This window comes from Atlantibacter sp., assembly GCF_032062175.1.
In the GTDB taxonomy this organism is placed as follows: domain Bacteria; phylum Pseudomonadota; class Gammaproteobacteria; order Enterobacterales; family Enterobacteriaceae; genus Atlantibacter.
Genome location: NZ_DAMBQK010000002.1, coordinates 68,346 through 85,203, shown reverse-complemented (window position 1 = coordinate 85,203; position 16,858 = coordinate 68,346). Strand labels below are relative to the sequence as shown.

The 16,858-nt window shown below is 56.9% G+C and carries 17 protein-coding genes; 7 read left to right on the top strand and 10 right to left on the bottom strand.

Going from position 1 to position 16,858, the window contains the following annotated elements:
* Positions 1–372: 372 nt before the first annotated feature.
* Together zinT and RT120_RS02615 are read right to left on the bottom strand one after the other, a co-directional pair.
* Positions 373–1,023: a metal-binding protein ZinT gene (gene zinT, locus RT120_RS02620; protein WP_312979036.1), complete on the bottom strand. Its 651-nt coding sequence runs from the start codon at positions 1,021–1,023 to the stop codon at positions 373–375.
* A 125-nt stretch (positions 1,024–1,148) separates the two neighbouring features.
* Positions 1,149–2,768, bottom strand: a complete 1,620-nt coding sequence (locus RT120_RS02615) for a peptide ABC transporter substrate-binding protein (protein WP_312979033.1) — start codon at positions 2,766–2,768, stop codon at positions 1,149–1,151.
* Between the two features lie 205 nt (positions 2,769–2,973).
* Here RT120_RS02615 and mpaA point away from each other — a divergent pair, with 205 nt between their 5' ends.
* On the top strand, positions 2,974–3,687 hold the full coding sequence (gene mpaA / locus RT120_RS02610; RefSeq protein ID WP_312979030.1) for a murein tripeptide amidase MpaA: 714 nt from the start codon (positions 2,974–2,976) through the stop codon (positions 3,685–3,687).
* On the opposite strand, the gene ycjG is transcribed toward mpaA, so the two are convergent.
* Positions 3,678–4,643, bottom strand: a complete 966-nt coding sequence (gene ycjG / locus RT120_RS02605) for an L-Ala-D/L-Glu epimerase (protein WP_312979028.1) — start codon at positions 4,641–4,643, stop codon at positions 3,678–3,680. The two genes, mpaA and ycjG, sit on opposite strands and share 10 nt — an antisense overlap.
* A gap of 137 nt (positions 4,644–4,780) precedes the next feature.
* Here ycjG and tpx point away from each other — a divergent pair, with 137 nt between their 5' ends.
* Positions 4,781–5,284 carry a thiol peroxidase gene (tpx, locus tag RT120_RS02600; protein WP_161658871.1) on the top strand — a complete coding sequence of 168 codons (504 nt, stop codon included), beginning with the start codon at positions 4,781–4,783 and terminating at the stop codon, positions 5,282–5,284.
* Positions 5,285–5,328: 44 nt separating this feature from the next.
* Here tpx and tyrR read toward each other — a convergent pair whose 3' ends face one another.
* The 7 genes from tyrR to pspA form a co-directional block, all read right to left on the bottom strand.
* Positions 5,329–6,891: a transcriptional regulator TyrR gene (tyrR, locus tag RT120_RS02595; RefSeq protein WP_312979025.1), complete on the bottom strand. Its 1,563-nt coding sequence runs from the start codon at positions 6,889–6,891 to the stop codon at positions 5,329–5,331.
* Between the two features lie 148 nt (positions 6,892–7,039).
* Positions 7,040–8,092: a YcjF family protein gene (locus tag RT120_RS02590; RefSeq protein ID WP_312979023.1), complete on the bottom strand. Its 1,053-nt coding sequence runs from the start codon at positions 8,090–8,092 to the stop codon at positions 7,040–7,042.
* A complete protein-coding gene (locus RT120_RS02585; protein WP_312979019.1) occupies positions 8,089–9,486 on the bottom strand; it encodes a YcjX family protein in 1,398 nt (465 codons plus the stop codon). The genes RT120_RS02590 and RT120_RS02585 overlap by 4 nt, the downstream gene beginning before the upstream one ends.
* 102 nt (positions 9,487–9,588) lie before the next feature.
* Complete coding sequence (gene pspD, locus RT120_RS02580; protein ID WP_312979015.1) at positions 9,589–9,813, bottom strand: phage shock protein PspD; 225 nt, start codon at positions 9,811–9,813, stop codon at positions 9,589–9,591.
* A gap of 18 nt (positions 9,814–9,831) precedes the next feature.
* A complete protein-coding gene (gene pspC, locus RT120_RS02575; RefSeq protein WP_312979010.1) occupies positions 9,832–10,191 on the bottom strand; it encodes an envelope stress response membrane protein PspC in 360 nt (119 codons plus the stop codon).
* Positions 10,191–10,415 (bottom strand): envelope stress response membrane protein PspB, encoded by a 225-nt coding sequence (pspB, locus tag RT120_RS02570; RefSeq protein ID WP_312979005.1) that lies wholly within the window; start codon positions 10,413–10,415, stop codon positions 10,191–10,193. The genes pspC and pspB overlap by 1 nt, the downstream gene beginning before the upstream one ends.
* Before the next feature lie 56 nt (positions 10,416–10,471).
* Positions 10,472–11,140, bottom strand: a complete 669-nt coding sequence (pspA, locus tag RT120_RS02565; RefSeq protein ID WP_125294388.1) for a phage shock protein PspA — start codon at positions 11,138–11,140, stop codon at positions 10,472–10,474.
* Positions 11,141–11,300: 160 nt separating this feature from the next.
* Here pspA and pspF point away from each other — a divergent pair, with 160 nt between their 5' ends.
* The 5 genes from pspF to sapD all read left to right on the top strand — a co-directional run bounded on the left by pspF (position 11,301) and on the right by sapD (position 16,858).
* Positions 11,301–12,296: a phage shock protein operon transcriptional activator gene (gene pspF, locus RT120_RS02560; RefSeq protein ID WP_312979000.1), complete on the top strand. Its 996-nt coding sequence runs from the start codon at positions 11,301–11,303 to the stop codon at positions 12,294–12,296.
* Between the two features lie 90 nt (positions 12,297–12,386).
* Positions 12,387–14,027 carry an ABC transporter substrate-binding protein SapA gene (gene sapA / locus RT120_RS02555; protein ID WP_312978996.1) on the top strand — a complete coding sequence of 547 codons (1,641 nt, stop codon included), beginning with the start codon at positions 12,387–12,389 and terminating at the stop codon, positions 14,025–14,027.
* Complete coding sequence (gene sapB / locus RT120_RS02550) at positions 14,024–14,989, top strand: putrescine export ABC transporter permease SapB (protein ID WP_312978993.1); 966 nt, start codon at positions 14,024–14,026, stop codon at positions 14,987–14,989. Before sapA ends, sapB begins: the two co-directional genes overlap by 4 nt.
* Complete coding sequence (gene sapC, locus RT120_RS02545; protein ID WP_312978990.1) at positions 14,976–15,866, top strand: putrescine export ABC transporter permease SapC; 891 nt, start codon at positions 14,976–14,978, stop codon at positions 15,864–15,866. Before sapB ends, sapC begins: the two co-directional genes overlap by 14 nt.
* The gene (gene sapD / locus RT120_RS02540; RefSeq protein ID WP_312978989.1) at positions 15,866–16,858 is read left to right on the top strand and encodes a putrescine export ABC transporter ATP-binding protein SapD; all 993 of its coding nucleotides are present in this window, start codon (positions 15,866–15,868) and stop codon (positions 16,856–16,858) included. Before sapC ends, sapD begins: the two co-directional genes overlap by 1 nt.

Sequence of the window (16,858 nt, the reverse complement as noted above, 5' to 3'; positions counted from 1 at the left end):
CGTGTTTACTATCGTCAGCTGCCGACATAAATACCCACACAGCAGCCATGAAAATCAGTAATGCAATGACTACTACCATCCACCACATATCGATTTTCCATTCTGCTTCACCTAAGAATAAGTATATCGGGTTTTAAGAAATTTCCCTCCAGGCATAGGCTGAAAGCGCATCAGCCTTGATGGCTTTTAAATGCACTGCTCCGCCGTGGCGAAAACCGAAGCCTCGCGCCGGTACGCAAACATGCAAAGTACTCGTCTGGAGTTCACCATGATGGTCGCGGAATTTCATCAGTAACGCGCTGCTGACCAGCCATAGTAATGAATGAAAAAGGCCGCTCAACGCGAGCGGCCTGAACCTGGTGCTGGCAATAATTAATGGTGCAGCATTTCGTCCACCACCTGCTCCTTAGAGAGCTGGTACTGGTAATACGTCGGCCAGTTGTCCATCTCTTCCAGCAGGGCTTCCTGCGACGTATTTCCCATAAAGATGTGGTAATGCGTGGACTTACGTGGCGCGATAATGTGATCGCTGAACTGGACGAATTTCGGCGCCTGGCTGCTGGCATCCTTACACTCAAACAGATAGCGCACACCTTTTTTACCGGATTTATAGGTCAGGATCTTATGCCCGGCATAATCATATTTACAGGCACTAACGGTATCGCCGACGTGAAATTCCATCACACCATTTTCGATGCCGATCGTGTCCACATCGGTGGCATAGCCTTTGCGGTAATATTCTTTGATCTCCTCGAAGGTTTGGGTCTTATCTTTCCCGGCTTTCATTTTAAATACCGGATCCAGATCGCCGCTCTGCAAATACGGATAGACCGATTGCCAGACGCCGTCCCAGTCAGACAGGCTGCGGTCTTTCACGTTTTTGTTATCAAACACGCCTTCAGTGGCTTTTTGCTCAATTTCCGTCAGCGGCTTCCCGTGGGAATGCCCATGCGCCAATGCATGGCCGCTTACCAGTATCGCACCCAGAGTGAACGCTAATTTAGAAAAATAACCCACCAACATGTCTTCCTCATTTGCCCTGTGATTTACGTTACAATATAACATAACATGTTTCAGGATTATGAAAAGAGGCGGGCGCGAGTTTTTGCGCCCGCCATGTTGAGCAGGAAGAATAAACAGAAAAGAAATTAATGCTTAATCATATACATCGTACGGGTATAGGCCACATCTTCCGGGTTGTTAATCGGGTAGCCTTTCACCCAAGGCTTGATTAAGCGCCCATTGGTATACTGATAAATCGGCGCAATCGGTGCTTTCTCAGCAATGATCTTTTCCGCCTGGTTGTAATCGCTGTTACGGGCTTCCAGGGTGTTTTCGCGGCTGGCCTGTTCCAGCACTTTGTCATAAGCCGGATCGTTAAAGCGCGAGATGTTGCCGCTGTGAGTCGAGGTCAGCAATGAGAGGAAGGTGGATGGTTCGTTATAATCCCCTACCCAGGAGGCGCGGATCACATCGAAATTGCCGGTATTGCGGCTGTCGATATAGGTTTTCCACTCCTGGTTTTGCAGCTTCACCTCCACGCCGAGGTTCTTTTTCCACATTGATGCCACCGCGATAGCGATTTTCTGATGGTTCTCTGACGTGTTGTACAGCAATGTCAGTTTCAACGGCTTATTGGGACCGTAACCGGCGGCCTGGAGCAGGGTTTTCGCCTGGGCGTTTAATTCCTGCTGGCTCATTTCCTCAAACATCGACGGCGTTGGTTTGAAGTCCGCCGTGACGTCCGGTGTGAATCGCCAGGCCGGTTTCTCACCGGTGCCCAGCACTTTTTCGGCCATAATGCGCCGGTCAATCGTCATACTCAGCGCCAGCCGGACCCGCTGGTCCGCCGTCGGGCCTTTCCGGGTGTTAAACGCGTAGTAATAAGTGCCCAACTGCGGCGGCGTATACACCTGGCCGGGAATATCCTTGAGGAGCTTCTGGTACATGTTTTTCGGGAAGGACTCGGTGATATCGATATCTCCCGCCAGATAGCGTTTGGTGGCGGCGGATTCCTGGTTAACGGGAATAAACGTGACTTTGCTAATCACCGTTTTGCCGTTATCCCAGTAATTTTTATTCGGCGTCGCCACCAGCTTTTCATTCACTACCCGCTCGGTCAGCGTATAAGCGCCGTTACCTACCAGATAGCCGGGTTTGGTCCACTCGCCGCCCCACTTTTCAATGGTGGCTTTAGGGGTGGGATAGAGCGAGAAATTGGCGGTCAGGTTGGGGAAATACGGCACCGGTTTGTCCAGCTCCACCCGCAGCGTGGTCGCGTCGGGTGCAGAAACCCCCAGCTTATCGGCAGGCATTTTGCCATCGATAATCGCCTGCGCGTGGGTAATGCCCGCCAGCGCCGCAAACCAGGCAAAGGGCGAGGTGTTTTTCGGATCCACCAGCCGTTGCCAGCTATACACGAAATCCTGCGCGGTGACCGGCGTACCGTCGGACCAGCGGGCGTCGCTGCGCAGGCTGAAGGTCCAGACGCGGTTGTCGCTGCTCTGCCAGCGGGTAGCGACGCCAGGCGTCAGCTCGCCCTTCTCGTTCTGGTTTACCAGCCCTTCGAACAAATCGCGGATCACCTGAATTTCCGGCAGGCCCACGGCTTTTACCGGGTCCAGCGAGGCCGGTTCATCTTTGATATGGCGCACCAGCTCCTGTTTCTCCGCCAGCACCGTGCCTTGCGGAACCTCCGCCGCGACAGCAGGCCCCCATGTACTACCCGCCAGCAACACACCGGTTGCGATACGCACGGGAAATTTCATACCAACCCCCTAAACTCAACGATACCGACGCGTCTTTTCAGGCGGGCCAGCTGATTATTAATTGGCGTTTATTATTTGTTTTGATGTATTGAAATGCAAACGCCGGGGGGAATTTATCCTCAGAAATGTGGACAGGCGCAGGCAGTTGATTTCCCGGCGCTTTTGCTCAACACTCATCTCATCATCACTTCAAGGAATGAGACCTATGACGACGTTACGCCCTCGTTCGCAGCGCGGCCATTTTCCACCCGGTGCGGAACGCTACGGAAAAAGCGTATTAGGCGCGCCGCTGCTGTGGTTCCCGGCACCGGAAGCCAGTGAAAATGCCGGATTGATCCTCGCCGGCACCCACGGTGATGAAAATGCCGCGATGGTGGCGCTCTCCTGCGCGTTGCGCACCCTTGAGCCAACGCACCGCCAGCATCACGTGGTGCTGGCGGTCAATCCAGATGGCTGCCAGCTTGGCCTGCGGGCCAATGCGCACGGCGTGGATTTAAACCGGAATTTCCCGGCGGCAAACTGGAAAGCAGGCGAGACGGTATACCGCTGGAACAGCGCAGCGGATAAGCGCGACGTGGTGTTGTCCACCGGGGATAAACCCGGTTCAGAACCGGAAACCGTGGCGCTGTGCCAGTTAATTCACCAGATTGCGCCGCGTTGGGTAATCTCGTTCCACGATCCGCTGGCCTGTATTGAAGATCCGCGCAGCAGCGCCCTCGGGCAGTGGCTGGCGCAGGCGTTCGGTTTGCCGCAGGTCACCAGCGTCGGCTATGACACGCCGGGTTCCTTCGGCAGTTGGTGCGCGGACATCAATCTGCCCTGCATCACCGCCGAATTCCCGCCCATTTCCGCTGATGAAGCCAGCGAGCGCTATCTGGACGCCATGACGGCGCTGCTTCACTGGCAGCCTTACAGGTGAATCGCGCCGGTTGAAAAGTTAAGCGCTGGCTCCACGTCCACCGCCAGCCACGTGGGGCCATCCAGATCGGCGAAACGCGCCTGAACGCTTAACGGCAAGGCGGCGCTGATGGCCCGTGAAGTACACAGCATACAGCCGAGCATTACCTCAAAGCCCTGCTCCCGCGCTGCGTCGCTTAACAGCAGCGCTTCGGTCAGGCCGCCGGTTTTATCCAGTTTGATATTCACCATCTCATAGCGCCGCGCCAGACCGGCAAGCGAGTCGCGGGTATGGCAGCTTTCATCGGCGCATATCGGCAGCGGATGGATAAAGTTTTCCAACTGGCTGTCCTGCGCCGCAGGCAGCGGCTGCTCCAGCATCGCCACGCCTAAATCCGCCAGGAGCTGGCAGCGCGCCGCCAGGCCATCGTGGGACCAGGATTCATTGGCATCGACAATCAGTATGGCGTCAGGTACGGCGGTGCGGATCGCCACCATGCGCTCGGTAATCAGCCGGTCATCAAGCTTGATTTTCAGCAGCCGCGCGCCCTTGTCCCACAGCACCGCCGCCGAACTCGCCATCTGCTCCGGGGTGCCGATGCTGACCGTCTGCGCAGTGAGTACGAACTCCGGCAGCGTCACGCCCAGCAGGCCGCTGAGCGGTTTCCCTTCGCGGCGCGCGTCGAGATCCCATAGCGCGCAGTCCAGGGCATTGCGCGCCGCACCGGCGGGCAATAGCGTCTGAAGCGCGTCGCGACTGGCGCCGGCTTCCAGCGGTTCTACCACGGTCATGATTTGTGCCATTACCGATTCGACGCTCTCGCCGTAGCGCGGATACGGGGTACACTCCCCGACGCCTTTAACGCCGTCCTGCTCGATTTCTACTACTACCACCACCGCTTCATTGCGCGTCCCGCGCGAAATAACGAACGGCGAATGCAGGGGCCAGGATTCCTGATAGACCTTTACGCTGCGCATTTCATTAGCCTCTCCAAGGGTTTGCCTCATTATAGCGAGCGAATTTAGCTTACGCCGACTCAGTTTTTTATATTCATCTGTTGAATGATGGCATACACTGTCGGCGACGTTAACTATATGTAAACAGGAAGATAACTATGTCACAAATCGTTCATTTTCAGGGCAATCCGGTATCCGTAGTCGGTCAGATCCCGGCGCAAGGCAGCAAAGCTCAGCCCTTCAGCCTGGTGGCAAAAGATCTGTCTGACGTTACGCTTGGCCAATTCGCCGGCAAACGTAAGGTCCTGAATATTTTCCCGAGCATTGATACCGGCGTGTGCGCTGCGTCAGTGCGTAAATTCAACCAGTTGGCGACCAGCGTGGACAACACTGTGGTGCTGTGCATCTCCGCTGACCTGCCGTTCGCTCAGTCTCGCTTCTGCGGCGCGGAAGGCCTGAGCAACGTCATCACCCTGTCTACGCTGCGCAACCCGCAGTTCCAGCAGGACTATGGCGTCGGCATTGAAGAAGGCGCGCTGAAAGGCCTGACCGCTCGCGCAGTGGTTGTTATCAACGAGCAAGACGAAGTGGTATTCAGCGAACTGGTGAATGAAATCACCCACGAGCCGAACTACGACGCCGCTCTGGAAGCACTGAAATAACAAAAGGGGGCGTTAAGCCCCCTTTGTTCTTCGCCTGACAACCGCTACTCTTCGCCCTTCTTCTGGCTTAATCCATATTCACGTAGCTTATTGGCAATCGCGGTATGCGACACGCCAAGGCGCTTCGCCAGCTTACGGGTGCTGGGATAGGTGCGATAAAGCTGATTCAATACCGAACGCTCGAAGCGCCGGGTGATCTCATCCAGCGAACCGTCCATCGCCTCTTCGCCGACCGGCAATGTACCGGCGTCAAAGTCCGGTAGCAAAATATCCTGCGCGCGCAGTTCATAGCCTTCCAACTGGGTCAGCGCCCGGTATACGGCGTTTTTCAACTGGCGCACATTGCCCGGCCAGCCGTAGCGGGTCAGCATATTACTCAGATCGCTGGACAGCTTGGGACGCGCCACGCCCTGTTCATCGGCGAAACGCGCCACAAACAGCTCGGTCAGCGGCATGATGTCCTGCGGACGATCGCGCAGCGGCGGCAGGTTCAGGGTCAGCACGTTAAGGCGATAGTAGAGATCCTCACGGAACGTGCCCTTTTGCACCATCTCCACCAGGTTTTTCTGGGTCGCGCAAATCACCCGCACATCCACATGCACTTCATGCTCCTCGCCGACGCGCCGGAAGGTGCCGTCATTTAAGAAGCGCAGTAGTTTGGTTTGCATGCGCGGCGACATTTCGCCGATCTCATCCAGCAGCACCGAGCCGCCGTTAGCCTGCTCAAAGAAGCCTTTTTTACCTTCCGTGGCGTTGGCGTACGCGCCCGGCGCATGGCCGAACAGTTCGCTTTCCACCACGTCTTCCGGAATAGAGCCGCAGTTGAGCGCCAGATAGGGTTTCTCGGCTCGCGGGCTGGCCTGATGGCAGGCGCGCGCTAATTGATCTTTACCGGTGCCGGTGTCGCCGACAATCAGTAGCGGCGCATTCAGCATCGCGAATTTACGCGCCTGCTCTACCACCTGGCGCATGCGCGGGCTGACCGCGACGATCTGGCTAAACGCGCTGGCATCCAGGCTCGACAGGTTTTGCAACTGGCGGCCCATACGCACCGTGGAGCGCAGCATCACTACCGCGCCAATCAGCGTGTTAACGCCTTTGTCCTCTTCCAGATGCACCGGGGTGATTTCCATCAGGAAATTCTGGCCGCTGATGATCACATGCTCGGAATGCGATTCCACCGGGTCGCTATCCAGCCAGCGCTGGAAGTTGAAGCTGTTAATCAGCGCGCTGGCGTTATGGTTACGCAGCTTTGCTTCGCTCAGGGCGAACAGCGCGCAGCTGGCAGGGTTAGCCCGTTCCACTTTGCTTTTTAAATCCAGCGATAGCACCGCTTCCGGCAACGCTTCCAGCAGGGCCGCCAGGGCACGGTTCTCCCGCTCCGACGGCATCCACGGCACGGTGCGCACATCTGTCACGCCTGAGATACGGCGGATTTCCGCCATCAGGCTACTGAAGGAATCAAAATCCAGGGTGGAAAAGTTGAGGTAGATACGCCCGATAGGGTCAATTTCGATTCCGCGCAGGTCAATGCTGCGCAGCACCAGTAAATCCAGTAATTCTCGGGTAAGACCGATACGGTCTTCGCAAAATACTTCCAGACGCATGGGGGTAACCTTCATGCTTAAGGGCCAATGACGGGGCGATGATACTCAAGATAACCTTCACCAGGAAGATGTCTGTCAACAATCATTGACAGTATGGCGGAAAATTGGGCGCTGCGCCGTAAAGTTAAACGTTCACAGCGCCGAAGGGTTAGTTTTCGCGCGGTTTCTTTTGCAGAGTCTCTTTAACCTGGGTCAGCAACTGGCGGCGGAAATCGCCGAGGCGCGGCTTATCATCAAGCCACGGCAGGGGGCGGCACAGTTCCATAGCCTTGATGCCGAGACGCGCCGTCAGCAGCCCTGCGCCAATGCCCTGCGCCGCACGGGCAGACAGCCGCGCCGCCAAATCCTGAGACATCCAGTCGAGGCCAATTTCGCGCACCATTTCGCTGGCTCCGGCGAAGGCGATATTCAGCAGCACCAGCCGGAACAGCCGGATGCGGCTGAAATAACCCAACTCAATGCCATACAGCGCGGCGATGCGGTTAATCAGGCGCAAATTCCGCCAGGCGATAAACGCCATATCTACCAGCGCCAGCGGGCTGACGGCGATCATCAGCGTAGATTCTGCCGCCGAACGGCTGATCTCACGCCGCGCCTGGCTATCCAGTACCGGCTGCACCAGATGGGCGTAAAGCTCGACGATTTCCCGGTCGTTATGGGTTTCATGGATAGCGGCATACCAGCGCTGTAACGCCGGATGGCCCTGATCCAGCCCCGCCTGGCGCGCCAGCTTCTCGCAGAACGCCCGGCCTTTGCCCATGCCGTGGCTGGTCAGCAGTTCCCGCGCTTCGTCGCGTTCGGTGGCGCGTTCGCGCAAACGGTGCAATCGCCGCCATTCGGTGCCCACTGCACCCACACCCGCTGCGACAATCAGCCCGCCCGCCGCCAGCCCGCCCAGGGCGATCCAGTCCTGATTTTGCCAGGCAGTCATCGTCCACTGTACGCCCTGCGCCACCACGCTAACGCCGAACAGCGCCAGCCCGGCGGTGACCATACGTCGCCACAAGCTGCGTTTAGGACGCAGCGCAGCTTCCACCACCGCTTCAGCCTGGCCGTTTTCTGGCTCCAGCTCGGTGGTCAACGCGGGGGTAAACCGTTCCGCTTCCGGCTCGCTAAATGCCTGGGCGCTTTTAATCTGTGGCTCCCGCTCTGCCTGTAACGGCTCGGCGAAATCGATTCGCGGTTTTAACGGCTCGCTCATCGCAATTTATCTCCTATTAAAAACTCCAGCGCCGCATCCAGCCGGATATGCGGCAGTGGCGTATCCACTGTCATCTGCTGCGGGCGGAACTGCTCAAACTGAAATCCCTGGTTTTCCCAGAAGGCGTTACCCGGCAGGCGCGCCGGGACTTCGCCGGGGTAGACCGTGAGCGGTGCACCATCGCTTAATCGGTGACCGCGTAACGCCGGAATTTTTTCGCCCTTCACCTCCACCAGCCCACTTTGCGTTGCCTGCACCGACGCCAGCCCGAGGCAGTCCATGCTGATGCCTTCAAACGCCGCGTTTTGCCAGGCGTCCTGCACCAGTTGCTGTAGCAGCGAGACCATATTGGCGTGCTGATCGGCGGTAATGTGATCGGCTTTGGTGGCGGCAAACAGCAGTTTATCAATCACCGGGGAGAACAGGCGGCGGAACAGCGTGCGCTGGCCGTAGTGAAAGCTTTGCATCAGTTGCGTCAGCGCAAGGCGCATATCGTTAAACGCCTGCGGCCCGCTGTTAAGCGGTTGCAGGCAGTCCACTAGCACGATCTGGCGGTCAAAACGCAGAAAGTGGTCTTTATAAAAGCCTTTGACCACTTTTTCGCAGTAGTAGCGATAGCGTTCGCGTAGCATCCCGGCGTTGGTGGATTTGTCCGCCTGGGCGAGGCGCGATTCGCCGATGCCGTCCACGTCCGGCCAGGGGAAGAATTGCAGCGCGGGCGCGCCCGCCATATCACCGGGCAGCACAAAGCGCCCCGGCTGGATGAAATGCAGCCCTTCGCGTTTACAGGTGTGCAGATAGTCAGTCCAGGCCTCGGCAATTGCCGCAAGGCGGTTTTCATCGGCGGGGGCCAGCGGGTCAAGCCCGTGGCACAACTTACGCCACTGCTGAGACCATTTTTCACGATCGCCCTTGAGCAGACCGGTCATCTGCCGCGACCAGCTCAGGTAATCCTGAGCCAGCATCGGTAAATCCAGCAGCCATTCGCCGGGATAATCGACGATTTCCAGATACAGGGTTGAGGTGTCTTTGAAATGGCGCAGCAGGGATTCATTTGAGCGGTAACGCAGTGCGAGGCGCATTTCGCTGACGCCGCGGGTCGGCGTCGGCCAGGCCGGCGGCTCGCCGTACAATTGCGCCAGCCCTTCATCGTAGGTAAAACGCGCCACGCCCAAGTCACGTTGCGGCACGCGCTTCACGCCCAGTAGCCGCTCTTCGCGCACCGCATTCAACAGCGGCAGACGCGCCCCGGCATGAAGGTTTAACAGTTGGTTCACCATCGCGGTGATAAACGCCGTTTTGCCGCTGCGGCTCAGGCCAGTGACGGCCAACCGTAAATGGCGATCGACGCCCCGGTTGACCAGTGCATTGAATTCAGTCTTGATTCGCTTCATCGTCATCCTGTTTTCGAACAAGCGTATAGATAAGGATATTATGGGGATGATTTATCCGACAGGCACGTCCCCGTTGTGCCCTGGCGATGCGTTTTTTGTGAATCAGGGTTTGATATTGCGCGACAATTTGGTCGCCAGGCGTTTTAACAGCGGTTCAAGGGCGAATGCCAACAGCATTTTTACCGGCCGGCGCGCAACCGACTTCACCGCCCAGCCTGCTACGCCCGCAGGCCCGTAACGCAATGCGCCGAGTATGATCAGTTTACCGGCCAGTTTCAGGCCGGGACGCGCTTTCACAGAAGCCTGCTGCCAACGGGTTTGTTTCATTCGCTCTCCAGTTAAGGGTTAAAGCTGACGAAAACGGCTGCGCAAGGTGAACGTGTCGGATGTGACATAACGCTCCATTACGCGTAAACGCTGCTCGGACTCAGCCAGTTGGGCATCGGCGTCGTTCAGCAAATCACCGCTGCGCGGCGCGCCTTCGCCCTGCTCCGCGCCTTCCGGCATCGGGTCGAGTATAAATGTCAGGGCGATATACGCCACAAGGGTAAAAAAGAACAGACCGAAAAACATCGACAGCACCACAATCAGGCGCACCAGCTTAACCGGCACGTCGAGATACTGCGCGACGCCCGCGCAAACCCCTTTAACCATGCCCTGCTGGGGAATACGCCACAGCTTGCGATTTCCAAAAGAGGGGGTCATTAGTCATTTCTCCAGTTGGGGTGTTCAGCATCCAGAATCTGCTCCAACGACTGGATGCGTTCGCGCATCCGGCGAGCGTCTTCGGTCAATTGCGCCAGGCGCTGCTGTTCGCTTTGCGTTAACTCGCTGCGCGAACTGCGGTTGCTGTAATGCAGCCACAGCCAGATTGGCGCGACGAACAGCACAAAAATGGTTAGCGGTATAGCGAGAAAAAGTGCGCTCATGTGTACTCCTTGACAGTAAAAGCGCTGCGGCGCGTCACGTCGCCGCAGCAAAGTTTTTATTCAACGTCGCGCTGTACTTTGGCTTTAAGCGCAGCCAGTTGAGCGCTGATTTCATCGTCCGCTTTGAGATCGGCAAACTGCTGATCGAGGTTTTTTTGTTTGCCAAAACGCTGGCTTTCAGCTTCTGCTTCCATGTGATCGATACGGCGCTCAAACGATTCAAAACGCGCCATCGCTTCATCAATTTTTCCGCTGTCGAGCTGGCGACGCACATCGCGGGAAGACGATGCCGCCTGGTGGCGCAGCGTCAGCGCCTGCTGGCGAGCGCGGGTTTCCTGGAGCTTGTTTTCCAGTTCGCCGATTTCGGTTTTCATACGCGCCAGGGTTTCATCAACCTGGGTGGCTTCGTCGGTCAGCACCGTAATCAGGTCGGTCAGCTTTTGTTTTTCGATTAGCGCCGCACGGGCTAAATCGTCTTTATCTTTACGCAGCGCCAGTTCGGCTTTTTCCTGCCATTCGGCCTGCTGCGCGGTAGCCTGCTCAATGCGACGGCTGAGCTGTTTCTTTTCAGCCAGCGCACGCGCGGAGGTGGAACGCACTTCAACTAAGGTGTCTTCCATTTCCTGAATCATCAGACGCACCAGCTTTTGCGGGTCCTCTGCTTTTTCCAGCAGGGAGTTGATGTTGGCGTTCACGATGTCGGCAAAACGAGAAAAAATACCCATAACTCAATCCTCTTTGATTATCCGGGCGTTATGCGCCCTGCTCGATTTCGTTTTAACTAATACAAACATCGTGCCACTTTTTTAACTTGCTGTTTTTAAAGATGTTACGCGTTTTATCGCCCGGTGTGTTATCTTTAATAGTAGTCATATCCACCAACAAGTGGTCAATTTCATCATGGCAGATTACAAAGATAATTTGATTGGCGAGGCGAATAGCTTTCTTGAAGTGCTGGAGCAAGTGTCGCGGCTGGCACCGCTGGATAAGCCGGTACTGGTGATTGGCGAGCGCGGGACCGGTAAAGAACTGATTGCCAGCCGCATACACTTTTTGTCACGCCGCTGGCAGGGACCGTTTATTTCGTTGAACTGCGCGGCGTTGAATGAAAACCTGCTCGATTCCGAGCTGTTCGGCCATGAGGCAGGGGCGTTTACCGGTGCGCAGAAGCGCCATCCCGGTCGTTTTGAACGGGCCGACGGCGGGACGCTGTTTCTTGATGAACTGGCCACTGCACCGATGATGGTGCAGGAAAAACTGCTCAGAGTCATTGAGTACGGCGAACTGGAACGCGTGGGAGGCAGCCAGCCGTTGCAGGTCAATGTGCGTCTGGTGTGCGCCACCAACGCCAGCCTGCCGGATTTAGTGGAAGAAGGAAAATTCCGCGCCGACCTGCTCGACCGGCTGGCGTTTGACGTGGTGCAGCTCCCGCCGCTGCGCGAGCGGCGCAGCGACATCATGCTGTTGGCAGAACAATTTGCCATCCAGATGTGCCGGGAACTCGGCTGGCTGCTGTTCCCTGGTTTTACCCCCGATGCCGAACAGACTCTGCTGGAATACGGCTGGCCGGGTAATATCCGTGAACTGAAAAACGTAGTAGAGCGGTCGATTTATCGCCACGGCAGCAGCGATACGCCGGTAGATACCATTATTCTCGACCCCTTTTCACGCCCAATGGCGCTAAAAACCGAAGCCAATGACAGCGAATTACCCGCCCTGCCGCTCGATTTACGCCACTGGCAGCAGCAAAGCGAAAAAACGCTGGTAGAAACCAGCCTCGCCCAGGCGAAATATAACCAGAAACGTGCCGCGCAGCTTTTGGGCGTCACCTATCATCAGTTGCGCGCCCTGTTGAAAAAGCATGAGATTGCCGCCCAGTGATGGCTTTTGCGCCAACTGGCGCAGAGATTTTTCCCTGGCCCGTCCAAGTGCGATACACTTTGACTATTGGTCAAAATAACTCAAAAACTTATGCGCGTATTTTTGTCTTCCCTGATTATGGCGCTCGGCATTTCTGGCGGGTACGCCCATGCGGCCCCTGCCCCAAAACCTCTTGCCGATATTCGCCAGAGTGGGTTTGTTTATTGCGTCAGCGGGCAGGTGAACACCTTTAATCCGCAAAAAGCGGGCAGCGGCCTGACCGTTGATACCCTGGCGGCGCAACTCTACGATCGCTTGCTGGACGTTGACCCTTACACTTACCGGCTGGTTTCCGAGCTGGCTGATAGCTGGGAAGTTCTGGACAATGGCGCAACCTATCGCTTCCACCTGCGCCGCAACGTGCAGTTCCAGACCACCGCCTGGTTTACGCCGACCCGCCCCCTGAACGCCGATGACGTGGTGTTTAGCTTCCAGCGCATTTTCGATCGCAATAATCCGTGGCACAGCGTCAATGGCGCGAGTTATCCCTATTTCGATAGCCTGCAATTTGCCGATACCGTTAAAAGCGTACGCAAAACGGGTGAATACAGCATTGAGTTTCGCCTCGCCCAGCCGGACGCCTCGTTTTTGTGGCATCTGGCAACCCATTACGCGTCGGTAATGTCAGCAGAATACGCGGCGAAACTGACCAAAGCCGATCGCCAGGAGATGCTGGACCGCGAACCGGTTGGCACCGGCCCGTTTAAACTGAGCGAGTACCGCACCGGGCAATATATTCGCCTGGCACGCCACGATAATTTCTGGCGCGGCAAGCCGTTAATGCCGCAAGTGGTTATCGATCTGGGCTCCGGCGGCACCGGGCGTTTATCCAAATTGCTGACTGGCGAGTGCGATGTGCTGGCCTGGCCAGCCGCCAGCCAGCTTTCCATCTTGCGCGACGATCCGCGCCTGCGCCTGACGCTGCGCCCCGGTATGAACATCGCCTATTTGGGGTTCAACACCAATAAAGCGCCACTGAATAATCCGGCGGTACGCCACGCGCTGGCGCTGGCGATTAATAACCAACGCCTGATGCAGTCGATTTATTACGGCACCGCCGAAACCGCCGCCTCAATTTTGCCGCGCGCATCATGGGCTTATGACAATGATGCGAAAATCACCGAATACGATCCCGCCAGAGCCAAAGCGCAGCTTGAGGCGCTGGGCGTACAGAATTTAACCCTGCAACTGTGGGTGCCGACCAGTTCTCAGGCCTGGAACCCCAGCCCGCTGAAAACCGCCGAACTGATTCAGGCCGATTTAGCGCAGGTGGGCGTGACGGTGGTGATCGTGCCTGTTGAGGGGCGTTTCCAGGAAGCACGGCTGATGGATATGAATCACGATCTCACGCTCGCGGGCTGGGCCACCGACAGTAACGACCCGGACAGTTTTTTCCGCCCGTTGCTGAGCTGCGCGGCAATTCGTTCCCAGAGCAACGTGGCGCACTGGTGCAACCGTGAATTCGACGAGGTGCTGCAAAAAGCGCTGTCATCACAGCAGTTGGCATCGCGTATCGAAGCCTACGACGAAGCCCAGCGGATGCTGGCAAAAGAGTTGCCGGTGCTGCCGCTGGCGTCGTCTCTGCGCTTACAGGCATCCCGTTATGATATCAAAGGGCTGGTATTAAGCCCGTTCGGCAACGCGTCATTCGCCGGGGTATCCCGGGACGAGGCGGAGGTGAAAGCGCCATGATTATTTTTACCCTGCGTCGTTTACTGCTGTTGCTGGTAACGCTGCTGTTTTTAAGTATCGTCGGCTTCTGCCTGAGCTATTTTACCCCGCATGCCCCGCTACAAGGCGCATCATTGTGGAATGCGTGGTGGTTCTGGTTTGACGGCGTGCTGCACTGGGATTTTGGCGTATCCAGCATCAACGGTCAGCCCATCACCGCCCAGTTGCGGGAAGTGTTCCCGGCTACCATGGAACTGTGCATTCTGGCGTTTGGCTTTGCGTTGCTGATTGGTATTCCGGTTGGAATGCTGGCCGGGATTTTGCGCAATAAATGGCAGGATACGTTTATCAGCGGGCTGGCGTTGGTGGGCCTGTCTATTCCGGTATTCTGGCTGGCCCTGCTGCTGACGCTGTTTTTCTCGCTCACCCTCGGCTGGCTGCCGGTGTCGGGCCGGTTCGATCTGCTGTATGAAGTCAAACAGGTGACCGGTTTCGCTCTGATTGATGCCTGGCTTTCCGATTCGCCGTGGCGCGATGAGATGATTATCAGCGCCGCGCGCCATATGGTGCTGCCGGTACTGACGCTGGCGGTGGCGCCGACCACCGAAGTGATCCGTCTGATGCGCATCAGTACCATTGAGGTGTTCGATCAGAATTATGTCAAAGCGGCTGCCACACGCGGCCTGTCGCGGCTAACGATTTTGCGCCGCCATGTGCTGCATAACGCCCTCCCTCCGGTGATCCCCCGCCTGGGCCTGCAATTTTCCACCATGCTGACGCTGGCGATGATTACTGAGATGGTGTTTAGCTGGCCTGGGCTGGGCCGCTGGTTGATTAATGCCATCCGCCAGCAGGATTATGCGGCGATTTCCGCCGGGGTCATGGTCATTGGCGCACTGGTGATTGCAGTTAACGTGCTGTCGGATATTCTCGGCGCCATGGCGAACCCGCTGAAGCATAAGGAATGGTATGCCCTACGATAATGTTTACAGCGAAAAGCGACCGCCGGGGGCGTTACGCACGGTATGGCGCAAATTCTACGGCGATACCATGGCGATGGTCGGCCTGTACGGCTGCGCCGGGCTGATGCTGCTCTGCGTGTTTGGCTCGCTGTTTTCTCCTTATGACATTAATCAGCAGTTTCTCGGCTATCAGTTGCTGCCGCCGTCATGGTCGCGCTATGGCGAGGTGTCATTCTTTTTAGGCACCGACGATTTAGGCCGCGATGTATTAAGCCGTCTGCTGAGCGGCGCGGCACCCACCGTAGGTGGCGCGTTCGTGGTGACGCTGGGCGCGGCGGTAGTGGGTTTAGTGTTAGGCGTAATCGCCGGATCTACCCACGGGCTGCGTTCGGCGTTGCTTAACCATATTCTGGATACGCTGCTGTCGATCCCTTCCCTGCTGCTGGCAATTATCGTGGTCGCGTTTGCCGGGCCAGGGTTGACCCATGCGATGTTCGCGGTGTGGCTGGCACTGCTGCCGCGCATTGTGCGTTCGGTATACAGCATGGTGCACGATGAACTGGAAAAAGAGTACGTCGTGGCGGCCCGCCTTGACGGCGCATCAACCCTGAATATTCTCTGGTTCGCCGTGCTGCCCAATACCGCCTCGGTGTTCGTTAGCGAAGTGACGCGCGCCCTGTCGATGGCGGTGCTGGATATTGCCGCGCTCGGCTTTCTTGATCTCGGCGCGCAGCTACCTTCGCCCGAGTGGGGAGCGATGCTGGGGGATGCGCTAGAATTAATTTATGTCGCGCCCTGGACGGTGATGCTGCCCGGTGCCGCCATTATGGTCAGCGTGTTGCTGATCAACCTGCTTGGCGAAGGTATCCGACGCGCCATTAATGCGGGAGTGGAATAATGCCGTTACTTGATATCCGTAATCTCACCATTGAATTTAAAGCCGGTGAAGAGTGGGTGAAAGCCGTGGACCGGGTCAGTATGACGCTGGCCGAGGGGGAGATCCGTGGGTTGGTGGGCGAATCGGGTTCCGGCAAAAGTCTCATCGCTAAAGCAATTTGCGGCGTAACTAAAGACAACTGGCGCGTTACCGCCGACCGTATGCGCTTTGATGATATCGACCTGCTGCGCCTCTCCGCGCGTGAACGACGCCGTCTGGTGGGACATAACGTGTCGATGATTTTTCAGGAGCCACAATCATGTCTGGATCCTTCAGAAAAAATTGGCCGCCAGCTGATGCAAAACATTCCCGCCTGGACCTGGAAAGGTCGCTGGTGGCAGCGCGTTGGCTGGCGCAAACAGCGCGCCATTGAGCTGTTGCACCGGGTGGGGATTAAAGATCACAAAGATGCGATGAACAGCTTCCCGTATGAGCTTACCGACGGGGAGTGCCAGAAAGTCATGATCGCCATCGCGCTGGCTAACCAGCCACGTTTACTGATTGCCGATGAGCCGACCAATGCGATGGAACCGACGACTCAGGCGCAGATTTTCCGTTTGTTGACCCGGCTTAACCAGAATAACAATACCACCATTCTGCTCATCAGCCATGATTTGCAGATGCTCAGCCAGTGGGCTGATCGGATTAACGTAATGTACTGCGGCCAGACGGTGGAAACCGCACCAAGCGAAGAACTGATCACCATGCCGCATCATCCTTATACCCAGGCGCTGATCCGCGCGATTCCCGATTTTGGCAGCGCCATGCCGCATAAAAGCCGGTTGAATACACTCCAGGGCGCGATCCCGTTGCTGGAACACCTGCCGATTGGCTGCCGTCTGGGGCCGCGCTGCCCCTATGCCCAGCGCAAATGCGTCGAAACGCCGCGTCTTGCCGGCCCGAGAGGGCATCTTTTCGCCTGCCATTTCCCGCTGAATATGGAGAAAGAGTGA